The sequence below is a fragment of the Roseibium suaedae genome (assembly GCF_900142725.1).
GTDB classification, from domain to species: Bacteria; Pseudomonadota; Alphaproteobacteria; order Rhizobiales; family Stappiaceae; genus Roseibium; species Roseibium suaedae.
Genome location: NZ_FRBW01000009.1, coordinates 26,510 through 42,378 on the forward strand (window position 1 = coordinate 26,510; position 15,869 = coordinate 42,378).

Annotated in this window: 14 protein-coding genes; all 14 read right to left on the bottom strand. The window is 61.3% G+C overall.

Translation table 11 applies throughout. The features are described from left to right. Positions 1-58: 58 nt before the first annotated feature. Positions 59-565, bottom strand: a complete 507-nt coding sequence (uraD, locus tag BUA94_RS22565) for a 2-oxo-4-hydroxy-4-carboxy-5-ureidoimidazoline decarboxylase (protein WP_073015661.1) — start codon at positions 563-565, stop codon at positions 59-61. A gap of 39 nt (positions 566-604) precedes the next feature. Then, on the bottom strand, positions 605-1,789 hold the full coding sequence (locus tag BUA94_RS22570; RefSeq protein WP_073015663.1) for a urate hydroxylase PuuD: 1,185 nt from the start codon (positions 1,787-1,789) through the stop codon (positions 605-607). Positions 1,790-1,957: 168 nt separating this feature from the next. Further along, positions 1,958-3,022, bottom strand: a complete 1,065-nt coding sequence (locus tag BUA94_RS22575) for a BMP family ABC transporter substrate-binding protein (protein ID WP_073015665.1) — start codon at positions 3,020-3,022, stop codon at positions 1,958-1,960. 99 nt (positions 3,023-3,121) lie between these two features. After that, positions 3,122-4,036: an ABC transporter permease gene (locus tag BUA94_RS22580; protein WP_073015667.1), complete on the bottom strand. Its 915-nt coding sequence runs from the start codon at positions 4,034-4,036 to the stop codon at positions 3,122-3,124. A 3-nt stretch (positions 4,037-4,039) separates the two neighbouring features. Further along, positions 4,040-5,128 (bottom strand): ABC transporter permease, encoded by a 1,089-nt coding sequence (locus BUA94_RS22585; RefSeq protein ID WP_175558113.1) that lies wholly within the window; start codon positions 5,126-5,128, stop codon positions 4,040-4,042. Next, complete coding sequence (locus BUA94_RS22590; RefSeq protein WP_408011982.1) at positions 5,125-6,711, bottom strand: ABC transporter ATP-binding protein; 1,587 nt, start codon at positions 6,709-6,711, stop codon at positions 5,125-5,127. The genes BUA94_RS22585 and BUA94_RS22590 overlap by 4 nt, the downstream gene beginning before the upstream one ends. A gap of 131 nt (positions 6,712-6,842) precedes the next feature. After that, positions 6,843-7,835: a xanthine dehydrogenase accessory protein XdhC gene (xdhC, locus tag BUA94_RS22595; protein ID WP_073015671.1), complete on the bottom strand. Its 993-nt coding sequence runs from the start codon at positions 7,833-7,835 to the stop codon at positions 6,843-6,845. Continuing rightward, positions 7,832-10,189 (bottom strand): xanthine dehydrogenase molybdopterin binding subunit, encoded by a 2,358-nt coding sequence (gene xdhB / locus BUA94_RS22600; protein WP_073015673.1) that lies wholly within the window; start codon positions 10,187-10,189, stop codon positions 7,832-7,834. Before xdhB ends, xdhC begins: the two co-directional genes overlap by 4 nt. Next, complete coding sequence (gene xdhA / locus BUA94_RS22605) at positions 10,186-11,691, bottom strand: xanthine dehydrogenase small subunit (protein WP_073015675.1); 1,506 nt, start codon at positions 11,689-11,691, stop codon at positions 10,186-10,188. The genes xdhB and xdhA overlap by 4 nt, the downstream gene beginning before the upstream one ends. Positions 11,692-11,694: 3 nt before the next feature. Then, positions 11,695-12,045, bottom strand: a complete 351-nt coding sequence (gene uraH, locus BUA94_RS22610) for a hydroxyisourate hydrolase (RefSeq protein ID WP_073015677.1) — start codon at positions 12,043-12,045, stop codon at positions 11,695-11,697. A gap of 169 nt (positions 12,046-12,214) precedes the next feature. Next, entirely contained in the window at positions 12,215-13,207 is a 993-nt protein-coding gene (locus BUA94_RS22615; protein WP_208980209.1) for a LysR family transcriptional regulator, read from the bottom strand. A gap of 7 nt (positions 13,208-13,214) precedes the next feature. Continuing rightward, positions 13,215-14,192, bottom strand: coding sequence for a quinone oxidoreductase family protein (locus tag BUA94_RS22620; RefSeq protein WP_073015679.1), 978 nt, complete (start codon positions 14,190-14,192; stop codon positions 13,215-13,217). A gap of 41 nt (positions 14,193-14,233) precedes the next feature. After that, positions 14,234-14,968: a TerC family protein gene (locus BUA94_RS22625; RefSeq protein WP_073015681.1), complete on the bottom strand. Its 735-nt coding sequence runs from the start codon at positions 14,966-14,968 to the stop codon at positions 14,234-14,236. Between the two features lie 125 nt (positions 14,969-15,093). Beyond that, entirely contained in the window at positions 15,094-15,810 is a 717-nt protein-coding gene (locus BUA94_RS22630; protein WP_073015723.1) for a CDP-alcohol phosphatidyltransferase family protein, read from the bottom strand. Positions 15,811-15,869: the final 59 nt, after the last annotated feature.

The following is a 15,869-nucleotide window of genomic DNA, read 5'->3' on the forward strand; positions in this document are numbered from 1 at the left end:
GGGTAAGTGAAGAAAATAAAAATCCTCACATTCCCATATACATGCAGGCTCCATCTCCTTACGGAACCATGTCCTCGAGGCGAAAACGGAATATTCTGGAAATCTGAACGAGGGCAATCTCGAACTCCGCTTCAACCGAATTTTGAAGGCGCTCCTCGAAAGCGGAGAGAATCATGTGCTTGTCCGCTCCTTTCACCGCGAAGATGAAAGGAAAGCCAAACCGCTCCAGATAGGCGCCATTCAGCTGGGTGAAGCGCGCCAGTTCTTCCGCCGTCAACCTGTCCAGACCGGCACCCGCCTGTTCCGTCCTGGAGGCTTCTTCCAGCTTGCCTGCAAGTGCTGCCTTGCCCGCAAGATCCGGATGCGCCCGGACCAGGGCAAGCTGAGCATCGTGGGGCGCCCCGCGCATGCCGGCCTCGAAGGCCTTGATCAGCGCCTGCCGGTCCGCAAAGGGGCCAAGGCTGTGAGCCTCCCGCGCCACCCAGGGACTGTGCTCGGCGACATGTCCGAATGTGGCGGCAAAGGTGCTCTCATCCATCTTGTTGATGTCATCAAGACTGATCATGGACGTCTGGTTCTCCGCCTCGCCTCTGGCCGGTTCGGTTCACTTCTTCTGCTGGGAAATCCAGGCCCCGAGCGTTGCCCGGTCTTCATCGCTCATCCCGGTTTCATTGCCGAGCGGCATGGCATCGGACTGGACGGCCTGGGCCATGACCTGATCCGCATAGCGGCGCAGATCCGCAACGCTCTCCAGATGAATGCCCTTGGGCGCCTCCTCAAAGCCCTCATGGGTTGGCGTTGCCGCATGGCACATGGCGCAATGGGTGGTGATCAGCGCCTTTGCGGTGGCATCGGACACCTGACCTGCGCCACTAAAGTCCCTGGGCGCGGTCATGATCATGGCCGTGATCAAGCCGATGGCGGCCAGCGGCAAGGCCCACCAGAACTTGCCGAAGGCATCCCCCGCATCATGACGGTTCAGGAAATGCCGGACCATGCCGCCGATGACCAGGATCAGCGCCACCAGCAGCCAAGACTGAGGATGGCCGGTCAGCATCGGATAATGGTTGGAGACCATCATCAGAAGAACCGGCAGTGTCAGGTAGTTGTTGTGAACGGAACGCTGCTTGCCGATGGCGCCAAGCCGAGGGTCTGGCGCCTCACCCGCCATGAGACTGGCGGCGATCTTCTTCTGGTTCGGAATGATGATGCCGAAGACATTCACCGCCATGATCGTGCCGACAAAGGCCCCCACATGGATCAGGGCGCCGCGTCCGGAAAACACATGGGTGAAGAGATAGGCGGCCCCGACGATCAGGACAAAGAGACAGACCGCCAGAAGCGGCGTGTTGCGGCCGACCGGCGACTTGCACAGCCGGTCATAGACCAGCCACCCTCCGCCAAGGGAGAGCATGGAAATGAGGACGGCTTCGCCCGGTGTCAGTTCCAGCACCGACGGGTCGATCAGATAGGCCGAAGCATTGGCGTAATATTGCACGACCAGAAGCGCGAAACCGGTCATCCAGGTGAGATAGGCTTCCCACTTGTACCAGATGAGGTCTTCCGGCAGCTCCTTTGGCGCAACCAGATATTTCTCGACATGGTAGAAGCCGCCGCCATGCACTTCCCAGGCAGTTCCGGCAACCCCGTCCTTCATCCCCGGCCTTTTGCGCAGGGAGAGGTCGAGAGCGATGAAATAGAAAGAGGTTCCGATCCAGCCGATACCGACGATCAGGTGGGCCCAGCGGAAAAGAAGGTTCATCCAGTCCATTGCAAAGGCAAAGGTCATCGGGGCGCGTCCATGATGTGCGTGGCCGGAAACCGTCCGGGTCCCTGCCCGTCCGGCATGTCAGTTTGGCAGCAGGCCTCTCACGGTCTCCGGGGTGGAGCCGGGTCATCTGCCGCTGGTCGGGAATGCCCGCGGGCGGGCATTCCCCTGTTCATGTCAGGTCAAGGATTACTGCGGCAGCTTGTCGTCGACGCCCTTGACGTACCAGTTCATGCCGAGGATCGCGCCATCGTCGAGACGCACGCCATCAGCAGCAGCCTCGGTGCCATCCTGCTTGGTGAGCGGACCGGTAAAGGGCTCCCAGCCGCCTTCGATCTTGGCCTGGGTTTCCTTGGCCATGGCGACAACGTCATCCGGCAGGTTTGTGTAAGGCGCCATGACAACATGGCCTTCCTTCAGGCCGCCCCAGGTCTGGGTGCTCTTCCAGGTGCCGTCGAGCACTTCCTGGATGCGCTCGATGTAATAGGGCGCCCAATCGTCGACGATCGCGGTGTACTGGGCCTGCGGAGCAAAGGCGATCATGTCGGAAGCCTGACCGAAACCATGCACGCCGCGCTCAGCTGCCACCTGCAGGGGAGCGGTAGAGTCCGTGTGCTGGGTGATGATGTCTGCACCCTGGTCGATCAGGGCCTTGGCCGCATCAGCTTCCTTGCCCGGGTCGAACCAGGAGTTCACCCAAACGATCTTCAGCTTGAAGTCCGGGTTGACGGACTGCGCGCCCAGAAGGAAGGCATTGATGCCGGAGACGACTTCCGGGATCGGGAAGGAGGCAATATAGCCTGCCGTGCCGGTCTTGGACTGCTTGGCCGCGATCTGGCCAATGATGTAACGGCCTTCGTGGAACTTGGAGTTATAGGTCGCAACATTATCGGCGGTCTTGTAGCCGGTCGCATGTTCGAACTTCACATCCGGATACTTCTTCGCGACCTTCAGGGTCGGGTTCATGTAGCCGAAGGACGTGGTGAAGACGATGCCGCAGCCTTCACGGGCAAAACGCTCGATGGCGCGCTCGGAATCCGGGCCTTCCGGCACGCTTTCCAGATAGGCGGTTTCAACCTTCTCACCGAAATGCTCGACGACAGCCTTGCGGCCCTGCTCGTGCTGGTAGGTCCAGCCGAAGTCACCGACCGGGCCGATGTAGATGAAACAGGCCTTCAGGTCAGCCGCAGAGGCTGCGCTGGAAGCGGCGGCAAAGGCAACAGCTGCAACTGTCGCTTTCAGGAACTTCTTCATGTGTAATCCCCCTCAGGATTAGCGTGTGTCATGCGATCGGCGGAGGGAGCCGGAACCCGATCGCGGGGGCTCTGGCTCTGATTGACCGGAAGCGGGCGCTTACCGGTCCGGAACGAACGGCTTGCCGAGGCAGGCCGGCGTATTCACGAGTGTCAGTCTGCGGTTTGCCGATATGACGACAAGAACCGCGATCGTGGCAAGATAGGGCAGGCAGGAAAGGAACTGCGACGGAATGCCGATCCCCTGCGCCTGGGCATGGAAGGTCAGAACCGTCACCGCGCCGAAGAGATAGGCCCCGGCGATGATGCGCATGGGCAGCCAGGAGGCGAAGACCACCAGAGCCAGCGCGATCCAGCCGCGGCCGGACACCATATTTTCCACCCACTGCGGGGTGTAGGCCAGTGACATGTAGGCGCCGGCAAGCCCCGCACAGCCGCCGCCAAAGAGAATGGCAAGGAAGCGGACCTTCAGCACGGAATAGCCGAGCGCATGGGCCGAGACGTGGTTGTCGCCGACAGCGCGCAGGATCAGTCCGGTGCGGGTGCGGAACAGCACATAGCTGACCAAGCCCACCAGCGCGAAGCCAATATAGACCACTGCGTCATGGGAGAAGAACACCGGCCCGATGAACGGCAGGTCGCTCAGGCCCGGAATGTAGAGTTCCGGCAAGCGCAGGCCCGGAATGCCGATGAAGCTCTCACCGATCATTCCGGACAGGCCAAGCCCCAGGATGGTGAGCGCGAGCCCCGAGGCAACCTGATTGGTCACGAGCCGGAGCACCAGGAAGGCAAAGAGCGCGGACATGGCCATGCCCGCCAGAATGGCCGCCAGAACGCCAAGTGTTCCGGAACCGGTCTGATTGGCGACGGCAAAGCCCACGACCGCGCCGATGATCATCATGCCCTCGACGCCAAGATTGAGCACCCCGGAGCGCTCGACGACAAGTTCGCCGACAGCCGCAATCAGAAGCGGAGTGGCAGCGGTGATGACGGTAAGAAGAACAGCCTCAAACATGGCTCACGCTCCCGCCTTTTCGCCGGACGAACGGGACGTGACCACCCGCAGTCTGTAATTTATGAAAGTGTCGCAGCCGAGCACGAAGAATAGCAGAAGCCCTTGAATGACGTTCGCGATCTTGTCGGAGACGCCCATGGACGCCTGAACCGCTTCGCCGCCGATATAGGACAGAGCCAGGACGAAACCTGCGACCAGAATGGCAATCGGATTGAGGCGGCCCAGGAACGCAACAATGATGGCCGTGAAGCCGTAACCGGGGGAAATGGTCGGCAGCAACTGGTTGAGAGACCCGGACACTTCCATCGTCCCGGCAAGACCGGCAAGACCTCCGGCCAGCGCGAAGGAAAACAGCGTCAGCCCCTTGCGGGAGAACCCGGCGAAGGCCCCTGCCCTCGGGCTTTCGCCCATGACGCGGATCTCGAAGCCTTTGATCGTCCGGCTCAGAACCAGCGCCAGGATGACAACCACGGCAAGCGTGATCGGAGCGGCAATGCTCATGCGACCGTCACCAATGCCCGGCAAGGTGGCCGCATCCGAGAACATGCGCGATTCCGGAAAATTGTAGCCATCCGGATCACGCCAGGGGCCACGGACAAGATAGTCCAGCAGCAGGTTTGCCACATAGACCAGCATCAGGCTGGTCAGGATCTCGTTGGTGTTGAACCGGGTCTTCAGGATCGCCGGGATCAAGGCCCAGAGCGCCCCGCCGATCACACCGAACAGCAGCATCAGGGGCAGCGTCGCCGCCGTCTCGAACTCGGGATAGAGGATCGGCAGCGCAGACCCGCACAGGGCTCCGGCAACGAACTGGCCCTCGGCTCCGATGTTCCAGTTGTTGGAGAGGTAGCAAACACTCAGCCCGCAGGCGATCAGCACCAGGGGCGTTGCCTTGACGACCACTTCCTGAAGCGACCACACATCCAGCAAGGGCTCAATGAAGAACTTGAACAGGCCGAGCAAGGGATCCGTGCCCGACAGAACAAACAGGATTGCAGCTGCCACGAGGGTCAGACCAACCGCCAGAATGGGCGAGAGCATGGCCATCAACTGGCTGTGCTCCTTGCGCTTGATCAGTTCAATCCGCATCACAGCGCCTCCGCCTTGGCTTCGGCGCCGCCTGCCATCAGCAGGCCCACCTTTTCGCGGGTCATGGTCTGGGCATTTTCCGGCGCAGACAGCTGCCCTCGGGAAATGACCGCAATCCGGTCCGCAATTTCAAAGATTTCATCCAGGTCCTGGCTGATGACCAGAACCGCCGATCCGGACCTTGCCAGATCGATCAAGGCCTGACGGATCAGGGCCGAGGCCCCCGCATCCACGCCCCAGGTCGGCTGGTTCACCACCAGAATGCCCGGATTGCGGTCAAGCTCGCGCCCGACGACAAATTTCTGCAGGTTGCCACCGGACAGGGACCGGGCTTCCGGATCGTCATGAGACATGCGCACGTCGTAGTTGGTCTTGACCTTCTTCTCCAGGGTGCTGGAGCGTGTGCGGCTGAGAAAGCCCTTGGAAATCAGGCCGTCCCTGGTGGCATGACGGGTCAGAACGATGTTGCCCGTCAGCTTCATTCCCGGCACGGCCCCATGGCCAAGACGCTCTTCGGGCACGAAGGCGGCATTCTGCTTGCGGCGCCAGTTGATGTCGCGCTTGCCGGCTGCCTGGCCATCGATCTCCAGCATGTCCGGATTGACCGGAACCTCGCCGGAAATCACGTCGAACAGTTCGCTCTGGCCATTGCCTGCAACGCCTGCGATGGCGACGACTTCGCCCGCATGCACCTCAAGGCCGATGTTCGCCAAAGCTGTCGCAAAAGGCGTAAGCGCAGGCGAGGACAGGTTCTTGAGCCGCAGGCGCACATCCCCGCGCTTCAGGGAAAGCGCCCCTTGGGAGACCACCATCACCTCGGACCCGACCATCATCCGCGCAAGCGAGGACGGGGTTTCAACAGAAGGATCACACTCGCTGACCACCTTGCCGTGGCGCAGGATCGTGGCGTGGTGGCAGATCCGCTTAACCTCTTCCAGGCGGTGGGAAATATAGAGAACGGCGCAGCCTTCGGAGGCCAGCCGCTGCAGGGTCAGGAACAGGCGGTCGGCTTCCTGCGGCGTCAGAACCGATGTCGGCTCATCCATGATGATCAGGTCCGGCTCCTGCAGCAGGCAGCGGACAATCTCGATGCGCTGGCGGATCCCGACCGGCAGATCGGCCACGACGTCCTGGGGATTGAGCGGCAGGCCATAATCGGCGGAAACATCACTGATCCGCTGAGCCAGAAGTTTCATATTGCCCGGATTGGGCAGGGCAAGGGCAATGTTCTCGACGACGGTCAGCGCCTCGAACAGCGAGAAATGCTGGAAGACCATGCCGATCCCCAGCGCCCGCGCCTCACCAGGGCTGGAGATGCGCACTGGCTTGCCCCGCCAGAGGATTTCCCCGCCATCGGGATCGAGCGAGCCATAGAACATCTTGACGAGCGTGGACTTGCCTGCCCCGTTTTCACCGAGCAGCGCGTGGATTTCACCCTTGTTGATGCGCAGGTTCACCTGATCATTGGCAAGAATGTCGCCAAAGCGTTTGGTCAGCCCCCGCGCTTCAAGAAGGCTCTCGCCCTCCTCGCGTCCAAACGGACTGCCGGAAAGCGCGGCCTTGCTGCTCTTGTCCTGTTCACCCACTCTCATCCGCCCCCCGGATCAGCGGAGCTTGGGCAGCCCCCTACGGATACCCAAAGCTGATCGTTACTGAAGTGTCGGAGCATGCATGCAGCCCCATGGCTGCGCCCTGCTCCAGCGCTCATGTTGCCGCGTTATTGACCAAGAGCCAATGCTTGTGCAACCCCTTCGACAGTCCCCGTACTTACCTGATTTTGTTCATGCCTTATCAAAAGTTCCACCGTCACCCCCGCGGCAATGGCGGCTGGCAGCTTGGATTTCGGCCCGTCTGCACCAATCGGACATACAAGATCTGAAATCAAGGACTTGGAAAGCCCGCGGGCAGCAAGGCGTTTTTCAAACCGCGCCCGTTTGGTCAGGCTGCCGATCACGCCGACATAGGCAAAGCGCTGGGCCCCGAGGGCCGCTGCGACAATGTCCTCATCAAGGGCATGGGAATGGGTCATCACCAGAACGAAAGCACCGTCCGGGGCAGCTCTCAGAACCTCCGCCGGATCGCTGGACAGTTGCTTGGTGACATTGCCGGGTACCGCCAGAGGAAAGGCATCCGCGCGGCTGTCAGCCCAGGTCACTGCGAAGGGAAGCTGGGCAAGAGAGAGCACCAGCGCCCGACCCACATGTCCAGCGCCGAACAGGACCAGAGGCCGGGCTGCCTCGCCAAAGGTCTCGGTCAACTCACCGTTTCCGCTCAAGGCAAACGGGCTTTCTGCCAATTCCACAAGCTTGCGGCGAAGAGGCTTGCCGTCCTCAGGGAGCGCACGCGTATGAAACGCCAGACCAGATGCCTCCAGCGCGGCAAATCCGCGTGCTTCTGCCAGCTGCTCACGGCAAAAGACCTCAACGCCGAGATCGGCTCTGCCACCGCAGCATTGGCCGAGATCTGGCCCAAGCGAAAACCGGCGCAGGGTCAGGCCGGGAATGCTTGCGGCAAGGGCTTCCCTTGCCCAGGCAATCGATTGGAACTCCAGCATGCCGCCACCGATGGTGCCGAAAAAGCCGCCATCTGCACGCACGACCATGCGGGCCCCTGCCTCGCGCGGTGTCGAGCCATCGGCCCGCGCAACGGTGATCAGGGCGCAAGCACCATCGCTTTCCAGAAGCTTTGCAATATGCGCCCAGACCTTCATTCTGCCCCGCCCTTTCCGGCGCGGATCGCCTGAACCGCCTTCATGATGGCTTCTGGCGTGGCCGGGGCATTCAGATCCGGCACGACACCCGGATTGAGGCTGGCGATGGCATCCGTGATGGCGCAAAAGACCGAGTTGGCCAGCATGACCGGGGGCTCTCCGACGGCCTTGGACCGGTAGATGGTCTCCTGCGGGTTGCCCTTGGATTCGTAGAGATTGACCCGGAAATCGGCAGGAATATCCGCAGCAGCCGGGATCTTGTAGGTGGAAGGCGCATGAGTGCGCAGACGTCCCGCGTCATCCCAGACCAGCTCTTCCGTGGTCAGCCAGCCCATGCCCTGAACGAAGCCACCCTCGATCTGGCCAATGTCGATGGCCGGATTGATCGAATGGCCGACATCATGCAGCAGATCCACCCGGTCGATTGTCATCTCGCCGGTCATGATATCGACGGTGACTTCGGCGCAGGAGGCACCATAGGCGAAATAATAGAAGGGCCGTCCGGTCGCGCTGTCCCTGTCCCAGGTGATCTTGGGCGTTGCATAGAACCCGGCATGGGAGAGCTGAATACGCGCCAGATGCGCTTCCTTGGCGGCCTGCTTCAGCGGGATAACACGATCCGCAATCCGGACCTGGTTGTTGTGAAAACCGATCAGGTCAGTCGGACAACCGTAGGCTTCGCTCAAATACTCAACGAGCCGCGCCTTGATTGCATGGGCAGCGTTGCGCGCAGCCATGGCATTGAGATCCGTGCCCGAAGACGCCGCGGTCGGTCCGGTGTTCGGCACCTTGGACGTATTGGTGGCGGTAATCCGCACCTTGTCGAGGGTCACGCCGAACTCATCGGCCACGACCTGCGCAACCTTCTGGTAAAGGCCCTGCCCCATCTCCGTGCCGCCATGGTTCAAATGAACCGATCCGTCGGTGTAAAGATGGACGAGAGCGCCTGCCTGGTTGAGATGCTTTAGGGTGAAGGAAATGCCGAACTTGACCGGCGTCAGCGCAAGGCCCTTCTTAAGCACCGGACTTACGGCGTTGAATTCCTTGACCTGTTTGCGGCGCTCCCAATAGTGCGAGCTGGCCTCCAGCTGAGCGGTCAGGTCATGCAGGACCTCGTGCTCCTCCACCGGCATGCCATAGGGCGTGAGGTTGCGGCTCTCGTCATAGAAATTAAGCTTGCGGATCTCCAGGGGATCCTTGCCGAGATGAATGGCGATCGCATCAATCATCCGTTCCGCTGACAGCATGCCCTGAGGCCCGCCAAAGCCGCGGAAAGCGGTGTTGGAGCAGGTATCGGTTCTCAGCCGGCGGGAGCGGATCAGCGCATCCGGATAGAAATAGCTGGAATCCGCGTGGAACATGGTCCGGTCGTTGACGCCGAGCGACAAGTCGGCGGAATAGCCGCAGCGGGCAAGGAAATGCATGTCGACGGCCCGGATCCGGCCTTCGCCGTCATAGCCTGCCTGCCATTCGACCCGGAAGTCATGCCGCTTGCCGGTCATGATCATGTCGTCGTCCCGGTCGAGCCGCAGCTTGCAGGTCCGGCCGGTTCTGGTCGCGGCCAGAGCCGCAAGCGCCGCCCACTGGTTCGCCTGGCTTTCCTTGCCGCCGAAGCCGCCGCCCATGCGCCGGATTTCCGTCGTCACTGCAGCATCCGGGACGCCCAGAACCTTGGCCACCGTGTGCTGCACCTCGGTCGGATGCTGGGTCGAGGAATGAACGAAAACCCCGCCATCTTCCTGCGGAATGGCCATGGCGATCTGGCCTTCCAGGTAGAAATGCTCCTGCCCGCCAATGTGAAAGACACCGGCAAGCTTGTGCTCTGCAGCCGTCATGCCGGTCTCGGGAGAGCCACGGCGGAACTGGTAGTCCGGCAGAACCGTAATGTCTGCCGCCACCGCATCTTCCGCCGTGATGATCGGCGTCAGCGGGTCGGTGACAAGCTGCGCAAGGCGCGCTGCGCGGCGGGCCTGATCCCGCGTCTCGGCAATCACCAGGAAGATCACCTGGCCATAAAAGAGAATGTCCGTTTCCGCCAGGACCGGGTCGTCCCCAAGGGCGGCAGAACAGTCGTTGATGCCGGGAATGTCATTGGCCGTCAGAACAGCCACAACACCGGGAGCCTTTCGAACCGGCTCCAGATCCAGGGAACGGATGCGGCCGCGCACCACGTCCCGCGCCCAGCCGGGAGCAAGATGCAGGGTACCAATGGGCTCCGGAATGTCGTCGATATAAGCAGCAGTGCCACTGACATGCTTGACCGCACTGTCATGGTTGAGCGGCTTGCGCACATGATGGGTCTGGACGGGCGCCAGACGCAGCTCATCGCTGGAAGGATTGCCGGATGCGGTCATTCTGCAGCCTCCAGCGTGTCAGGCGCGCCCGGTTCCTCCGGCGCAGAAAAGGCCGGACGCAGACGCAGGCCGGACGGATCGGAGCCACTGGCCTCCATCAGGGCCTTCGCAAGCAGTGCCCGCGCCGTCTCCATCCGGTAGGACGCGCTGGCGCGCATGTCGGACAGAGGCGTGTAGTCGCTCATCAGCGCCTTCATCGCGGCACCCCAGGTGGAGGGATCTTCAAGTTGCGCATTGATCAGGGCGGTTTCCGCCCCCTTGGCCCGGCGCGGGGTTGCCGCCATGCCGCCATAGGCAATGCGCGCCTCGGTGATGGTGCCACCGATGACCGTGAACAGGAACGCCCCCATCACCGAGGAAATGTCTTGATCAAAGCGCTTGGAAATCTTGTAGCAGCGGAAGATCTGATTTGCGTCGGGACGCGGCACGAACAGGCCGGTGACGAACTCACCCGGACGGCGATCCTGCTTGCCATAGTCGAGGAAGTAATCCTCCAGCGCCAGTGCCCGGGAATTGACCGTGTCCTGCAGCTCCAGCGTGGTTCCAAGGGCAATCAGGGCCGGTGGCGTGTCGCCGATCGGAGAGCCATTGGCGATATTGCCGCCAATCGTGCCGGAAGCGCGAACCTGCTTCGATCCGATCCGGCTCCACAATTCGCCCAGATCAGGCGACAGGCGCTGGATGGCCCCTTCCGCACTCTGGTAGGTCACGGTCGCACCGATCAGGAGACCGGCCGGAGTGTCCTCGATCCGGTTCATGCCCTCGATCCGCCCGAGCCAGATGACCTTCGGCAGGTCTCTCAGGTGCTTGGTGATCCACAGACCCACATCGGTAGCCCCCGCCACCAGGGTGGCGTCCGGATGCTGCTGATAAAGCGCGGCCAGACCATCGAGGCTGGCGGGCGATGCCAGAAACCGGCTGCTGTCGCCAATGAAGATGTCGCGGCTGTCGGCCAGTTGCCGCAGCTTGTCGCGGGTTTCTGTCGCGCGCCAGGCAAAGGCATCGTCGGCCGCGTCAAAACAGCTCTCGAGAGCCGCATCGATGATCGGGCGATAGCCGGTGCAGCGGCAGAGATTGCCCGCGATCCATTCGGTCACCGCCTTGCGGCTGCGGGACATGCCTTCCGCATGATACAGCGTGAAAAGGCTCATGACGAAGCCGGGGGTGCAAAAGCCGCACTGAGAGCCATTGAGCTCTGCCATGGCCCTTTGCACCGGATGCAGCTTGCCGTCCGAAGTAAGGTCCTCGACGGTCACCAGCTCCGTGCCGTCGATCATGGCAAGCAGCTGAATGCAGCTGTTGACCGGGGAATAGCTCAGACGGCCTTCGACCAGACGACCGATGGCAACGGTGCAGGCACCGCAGTCGCCTTCCCCGCAGCCTTCCTTGGTGCCGGTTTCGCGTCGGTCGAGACGCAGATAGTCGAGCAGCGTGTCTGTCGGGCCGACATTTGCCAGCTCGATCACTTCACCATTCTTGAGGAACCGGATCGTATCGCGCATCGCTCAGCTGCCCCTGTATGTGGAGTAGCCAAAAGGCGACAGCAACAAGGGCACGTGATAGTGGCCCTCCTGTTCGGCCATGCCGAAACGGATCGGAATGAGATCCAGAAACAGCGGATCCGGCAGGGCCTGCCCGGTCCGGCGCAGGTAATCCCCGGCCGAAAACCGCAATTCATAGGTTCCGCAGACAAAGGCATCGCCGGCCAGAATCGGTCCATCAATACGGCCATCCGCATTGGTCACATGGCGGGAGACAAGCCGCGGCTCACCTTCCAGCGCCCAGAGTTCGATGGCAAGCCCCTCTGCCGGACGCCCAAGCGCCGTATCCAGAACATGCGTTGTCAAACGGCCCATGACATCCGTCTCCCATGACGTGAAGAATCAGCGGCCGGACCAATAATCCACCCGGCTCGTCCACCCTTGATTGTCTTGAACCCGTTTCGCGTCAACCGTCCAGCCCCAACTGCACTTTTCATGAGCTTGCCCGAAATGCGCGCAAATCAATAGCACTCATTTCAGGTTGTCATGTTGCCTTTTTGGCAACAACATTCCGATGATGATCATTCAAGAGCATCACAGCATGATTGAAGAACATACCGGGAGCCAGAGCAAGAGCCCTGAGGGAACTCGTCACAATGGACAGGCGGTCCTCCTGCAAGGGCCTATCCTTCAAAGGCCGGAACACCAGATGCCCGGCCTTCAGATCTTCCTCGATGCCGATCAGTGTCTGAAAGCCGATGACATTCTCGCCTTTGGCGAGAGCCCGAAGAAAGCGCAAAGAGTTGGCTTCCACATAGGTGCGCGGCGTGCTCGACAGGCGGGACATGACGCTTTCCAGGCGACTGCGGATCGAAAGCCCCCGCGCAGGCAGCACGACCGGATATTGCAGGCACTCGGAGAGGCTCAACATCTCCTCAGCCGCCAGCGGATGCCCGGGCGCCATCAGGGCCCCGATTTGGTAGTCCTGATGAAAGGCAACGGTCAGCGACGAGGTGACCGGCGGATCGAAGGTAAACCCCACATCGGCTTCCGCAGCCTCCACCAGCAGGGCAGCCTCCTGCGAGCTTGTCACCGTCACGCTGACATGAATGCCGGGATAGCGGTTGCGGAACGTCGTCACCAGATCCGGAAGAAGCGTCTCGGAAAAGCTTTCAACGCTGGCAATCGACACGGTTCCGCGCCGCAGCCCCTTGAGAGCGTCCAGTTGGGCAACGGTGGCATCGAAATCCGAATAGGTCCGCTTCACATGGGCAAGCAGGGTTTCCCCCGCCTGTGATAGGCGCAGCCTGCGGCCGACCCGTTCGAACAATTGCAGCCCGAGCGATTCTTCCAGCCACAGGATCTGACGGTTGACCGCCGACGCGGCAACATTCAGCTCGCGGGAAGCGGCCCTGATCGAGCCGCTTTCCGCCACCATGGAAAAATACCGCATGGCCGGAGCATAGAGATTCCGCGCCTTGTCCTGCTGTCGGGCACTGGCGCGCTGGCTCTGTTCCGGCGTCTCGCCGCTGCTCACGGCCGGCTCACGGAATGAGCACGGTAGTGCCAGTGGTCTTGCGGCCCTCCAGATCCCGGTGCGCATCCACCGCCTTGGCGAGCGGATATTGCTGGTTCACCTCGATCTTGACGATGCCCCTGGACACCACGTCGATCAGATCGCCTGCGGTCTTCTCCAGATCCGCCCGGCTGGCGATATAGGAGAACAAGGTCGGACGGGTGGCATAAAGCGAGCCCTTGGCGGCCAGAAGCCCGAGATTGAAATCGGCGATCGGGCCGGAGGACTGACCGAAGCTTGCCCACAGCCCGCGCGGCTTCAGGCAGTCGAGCGATCCGGGATAGGTGTCCTTGCCGACGCTGTCATAGACCACGTCGCAGCCCTTGCCGCCTGTGATGTCCTTGACCCGTTCGACGAAATTCTCTTCCCGGTAGTTGATCACGTGGGTGTAGCCATTGGCCTTGGCCAACTCGACCTTTTCCGCCGACCCTGCCGTGCCGATCACGGTCGCACCGAGGTGTGCAGCCCACTGACCGGCAATCAGACCGACCCCACCCGCGGCAGCGTGGAACAGCAGCACCGTTTCCTTGGTGACGTTGTAGGTCTGGCGCAGGAGATATTGCGCGGTCATGCCCTTCAGCATCATGCCGGCCGCCGTGCGGTCGTCGATCCCTTCCGGCAGAACCACCAAACGGTCCGCCGGCATCAGGCGCTCCTGCGCGTAAGAGCCGAGCGGACCGGCATAAGCGACACGATCCCCCGGCTTCACGGAGGTCACGCCCTCACCAACGCTTACGACAACACCGGCGCCTTCATTTCCGGGAATGAAGGGCATGCCGTTGGGGGCCGGATAAAGACCGGAGCGGAAATAGGTGTCGATATAGTTCAGGCCGATTGCCGTATGGCGCACACGGGCTTCGCCCGGCCCCGGTTCACCGACGCTGATTTCCTCATAGGTCAGAACTTCGGGTCCACCGGTCTGATGTACGCGGATGGCATGAACCATGTCTTCAACTCCCCGCCCCTAAGGGCTTTTTGTCTTCGGCATCAATGCCGCGCGGATTTCCTGCGCGACTTGGCCAGCACATTGACCAGTTCCACGCCCGCAGAAAAGGCCATGGCAAAATAAATATAGCCTCTGGGGATATGGAAGCCCAATCCGTCGGCAATCAGGGACACCCCGATCAGGAGCAGGAAGGACAGAGCCAGCATCTTTGTGGTCGGGTGGCGCTTGATGAAACCGGAGACCGGCCCGGAGGCGGCATACATCACCATCATTGCCAGAATGACGGCCGCCACCATGATCTCGATATGCTGGGCCATGCCGATGGCGGTGATGATGGAATCGATCGAGAAAACCAGATCGATCACAATGATCTGGGCGATCACACCGGCAAATCCCTTGGCAGCGGCGGCAGCCGGATTGGCCTCCTGCTCCTCTTCCTCACCCTCGATCCCCTTGTGGATTTCGTGGGTCGCCTTGAAGAGAAGAAACAGCCCTCCGCCGATCAGAATCAGGTCGCGCCAGGAAAAGTCGTGGCTGAAGGCGGAAAACACCGGCGCCGTCAGGCCGACGAGCCAGCTGAGGGCGGCAAGAAGGATGATCCGGAAGATCAGCGCCAGCGCCAGGCCGATCTTGCGCGCCCGGTCGGCCATTTGGGCAGGCAACCGCGAGACGATGACGGAAATGAAAACGATGTTGTCGATGCCAAGAACGATTTCCATCACCGTCAAGGTCAGGAGACTTGCCCAGACCTGCGGATTTGCCAGCAATTCAACCATGTCGCCCCTCGGTGAACCAATGCACTGAAGCAAGCATATGGGCGCTGGGCAAGGAACGGCAATAACCCGCGCTCACAAAGGAGCGCGGACCGCCAATTGTCCGCCTCAAATCCCGTAATCGCAGTTCAGCGAAGACGGTCGATCAGCTGATGAACGAAGGAAACGCCGAAGAGATAGAGGCTGGAAGCTGTCAGAACCCAGGCATCCCAGCCGGTCGGCGCCATGTCATCAACAACGGCAAAGCCCGCGGAGACGAACCAGATCGCGGTGACAGACAGGGTCAGCACCCGCCAGCGCTTGACGCGCACCGGGTGGATGAACTTCATCGGCGCGAAGGTCAGAAGGCAGCAGAAGAGAATGAAAACAATCGTGAAGCTCTCTGACGGCGACAGGGCCATCAGTCCGAAGATCACCATGTTCCACACCGCCGGAAAGCCCTTGAAGGCCCCTTCCGGCGTCTTCATGCCGTTGTCAGCAAAATAAAGCGCACCGGTGAAGACGATCAGACCGCCGCAGATCCAGTTCCACGGCGAGGACAACATGGAACTGGCCGAGAGCGCGAAGGCCGGCAGGAACACGTAAGTCGCATAGTCGATGACAAAATCGAGCGAAGCGCCGGACCAGCGCGGCAGGCGCTCGGCAATGTTGAACCGGCGGGCCAGCGGCCCATCAATCCCATCCACCACGAGAGCCAGACCCAGCCAGGCAAACATCTCGGCCCAATTGCCGCGAGCACCGGCCAGAAGAGCGACCAGGGCAATCGGAGCACCCGAGGCTGTCAGCACATGGATGAGAAATAGCGCCGGCTCCGGTGCTTCCTTGTCAGATGGGAAATCGGTCACTGCGCGCTGGTCTCTTGTTCTGATGAAGATCGGGTTCTGATGAAAATCGGGCTTCAACA

Excerpts from the sequence above, each read along its gene's own strand:
- uraD (WP_073015661.1), bottom strand. The coding sequence starts at position 565 with ATGATCAGTCTTGATGACATCAACAAGATGGATGAGAGCACCTTTGCC.
- BUA94_RS22570 (WP_073015663.1), bottom strand. The coding sequence starts at position 1,789 with ATGACCTTTGCCTTTGCAATGGACTGGATGAACCTTCTTTTCCGCTGG.
- BUA94_RS22575 (WP_073015665.1), bottom strand. The coding sequence starts at position 3,022 with ATGAAGAAGTTCCTGAAAGCGACAGTTGCAGCTGTTGCCTTTGCCGCC.
- BUA94_RS22580 (WP_073015667.1), bottom strand. The coding sequence starts at position 4,036 with ATGTTTGAGGCTGTTCTTCTTACCGTCATCACCGCTGCCACTCCGCTT.
- xdhC (WP_073015671.1), bottom strand. The coding sequence starts at position 7,835 with ATGAAGGTCTGGGCGCATATTGCAAAGCTTCTGGAAAGCGATGGTGCT.
- xdhB (WP_073015673.1), bottom strand. The coding sequence starts at position 10,189 with ATGACCGCATCCGGCAATCCTTCCAGCGATGAGCTGCGTCTGGCGCCC.
- xdhA (WP_073015675.1), bottom strand. The coding sequence starts at position 11,691 with ATGCGCGATACGATCCGGTTCCTCAAGAATGGTGAAGTGATCGAGCTG.
- uraH (WP_073015677.1), bottom strand. The coding sequence starts at position 12,045 with ATGGGCCGTTTGACAACGCATGTTCTGGATACGGCGCTTGGGCGTCCG.
- BUA94_RS22620 (WP_073015679.1), bottom strand. The coding sequence starts at position 14,192 with ATGGTTCATGCCATCCGCGTACATCAGACCGGTGGACCCGAAGTTCTG.
- BUA94_RS22625 (WP_073015681.1), bottom strand. The coding sequence starts at position 14,968 with ATGGTTGAATTGCTGGCAAATCCGCAGGTCTGGGCAAGTCTCCTGACC.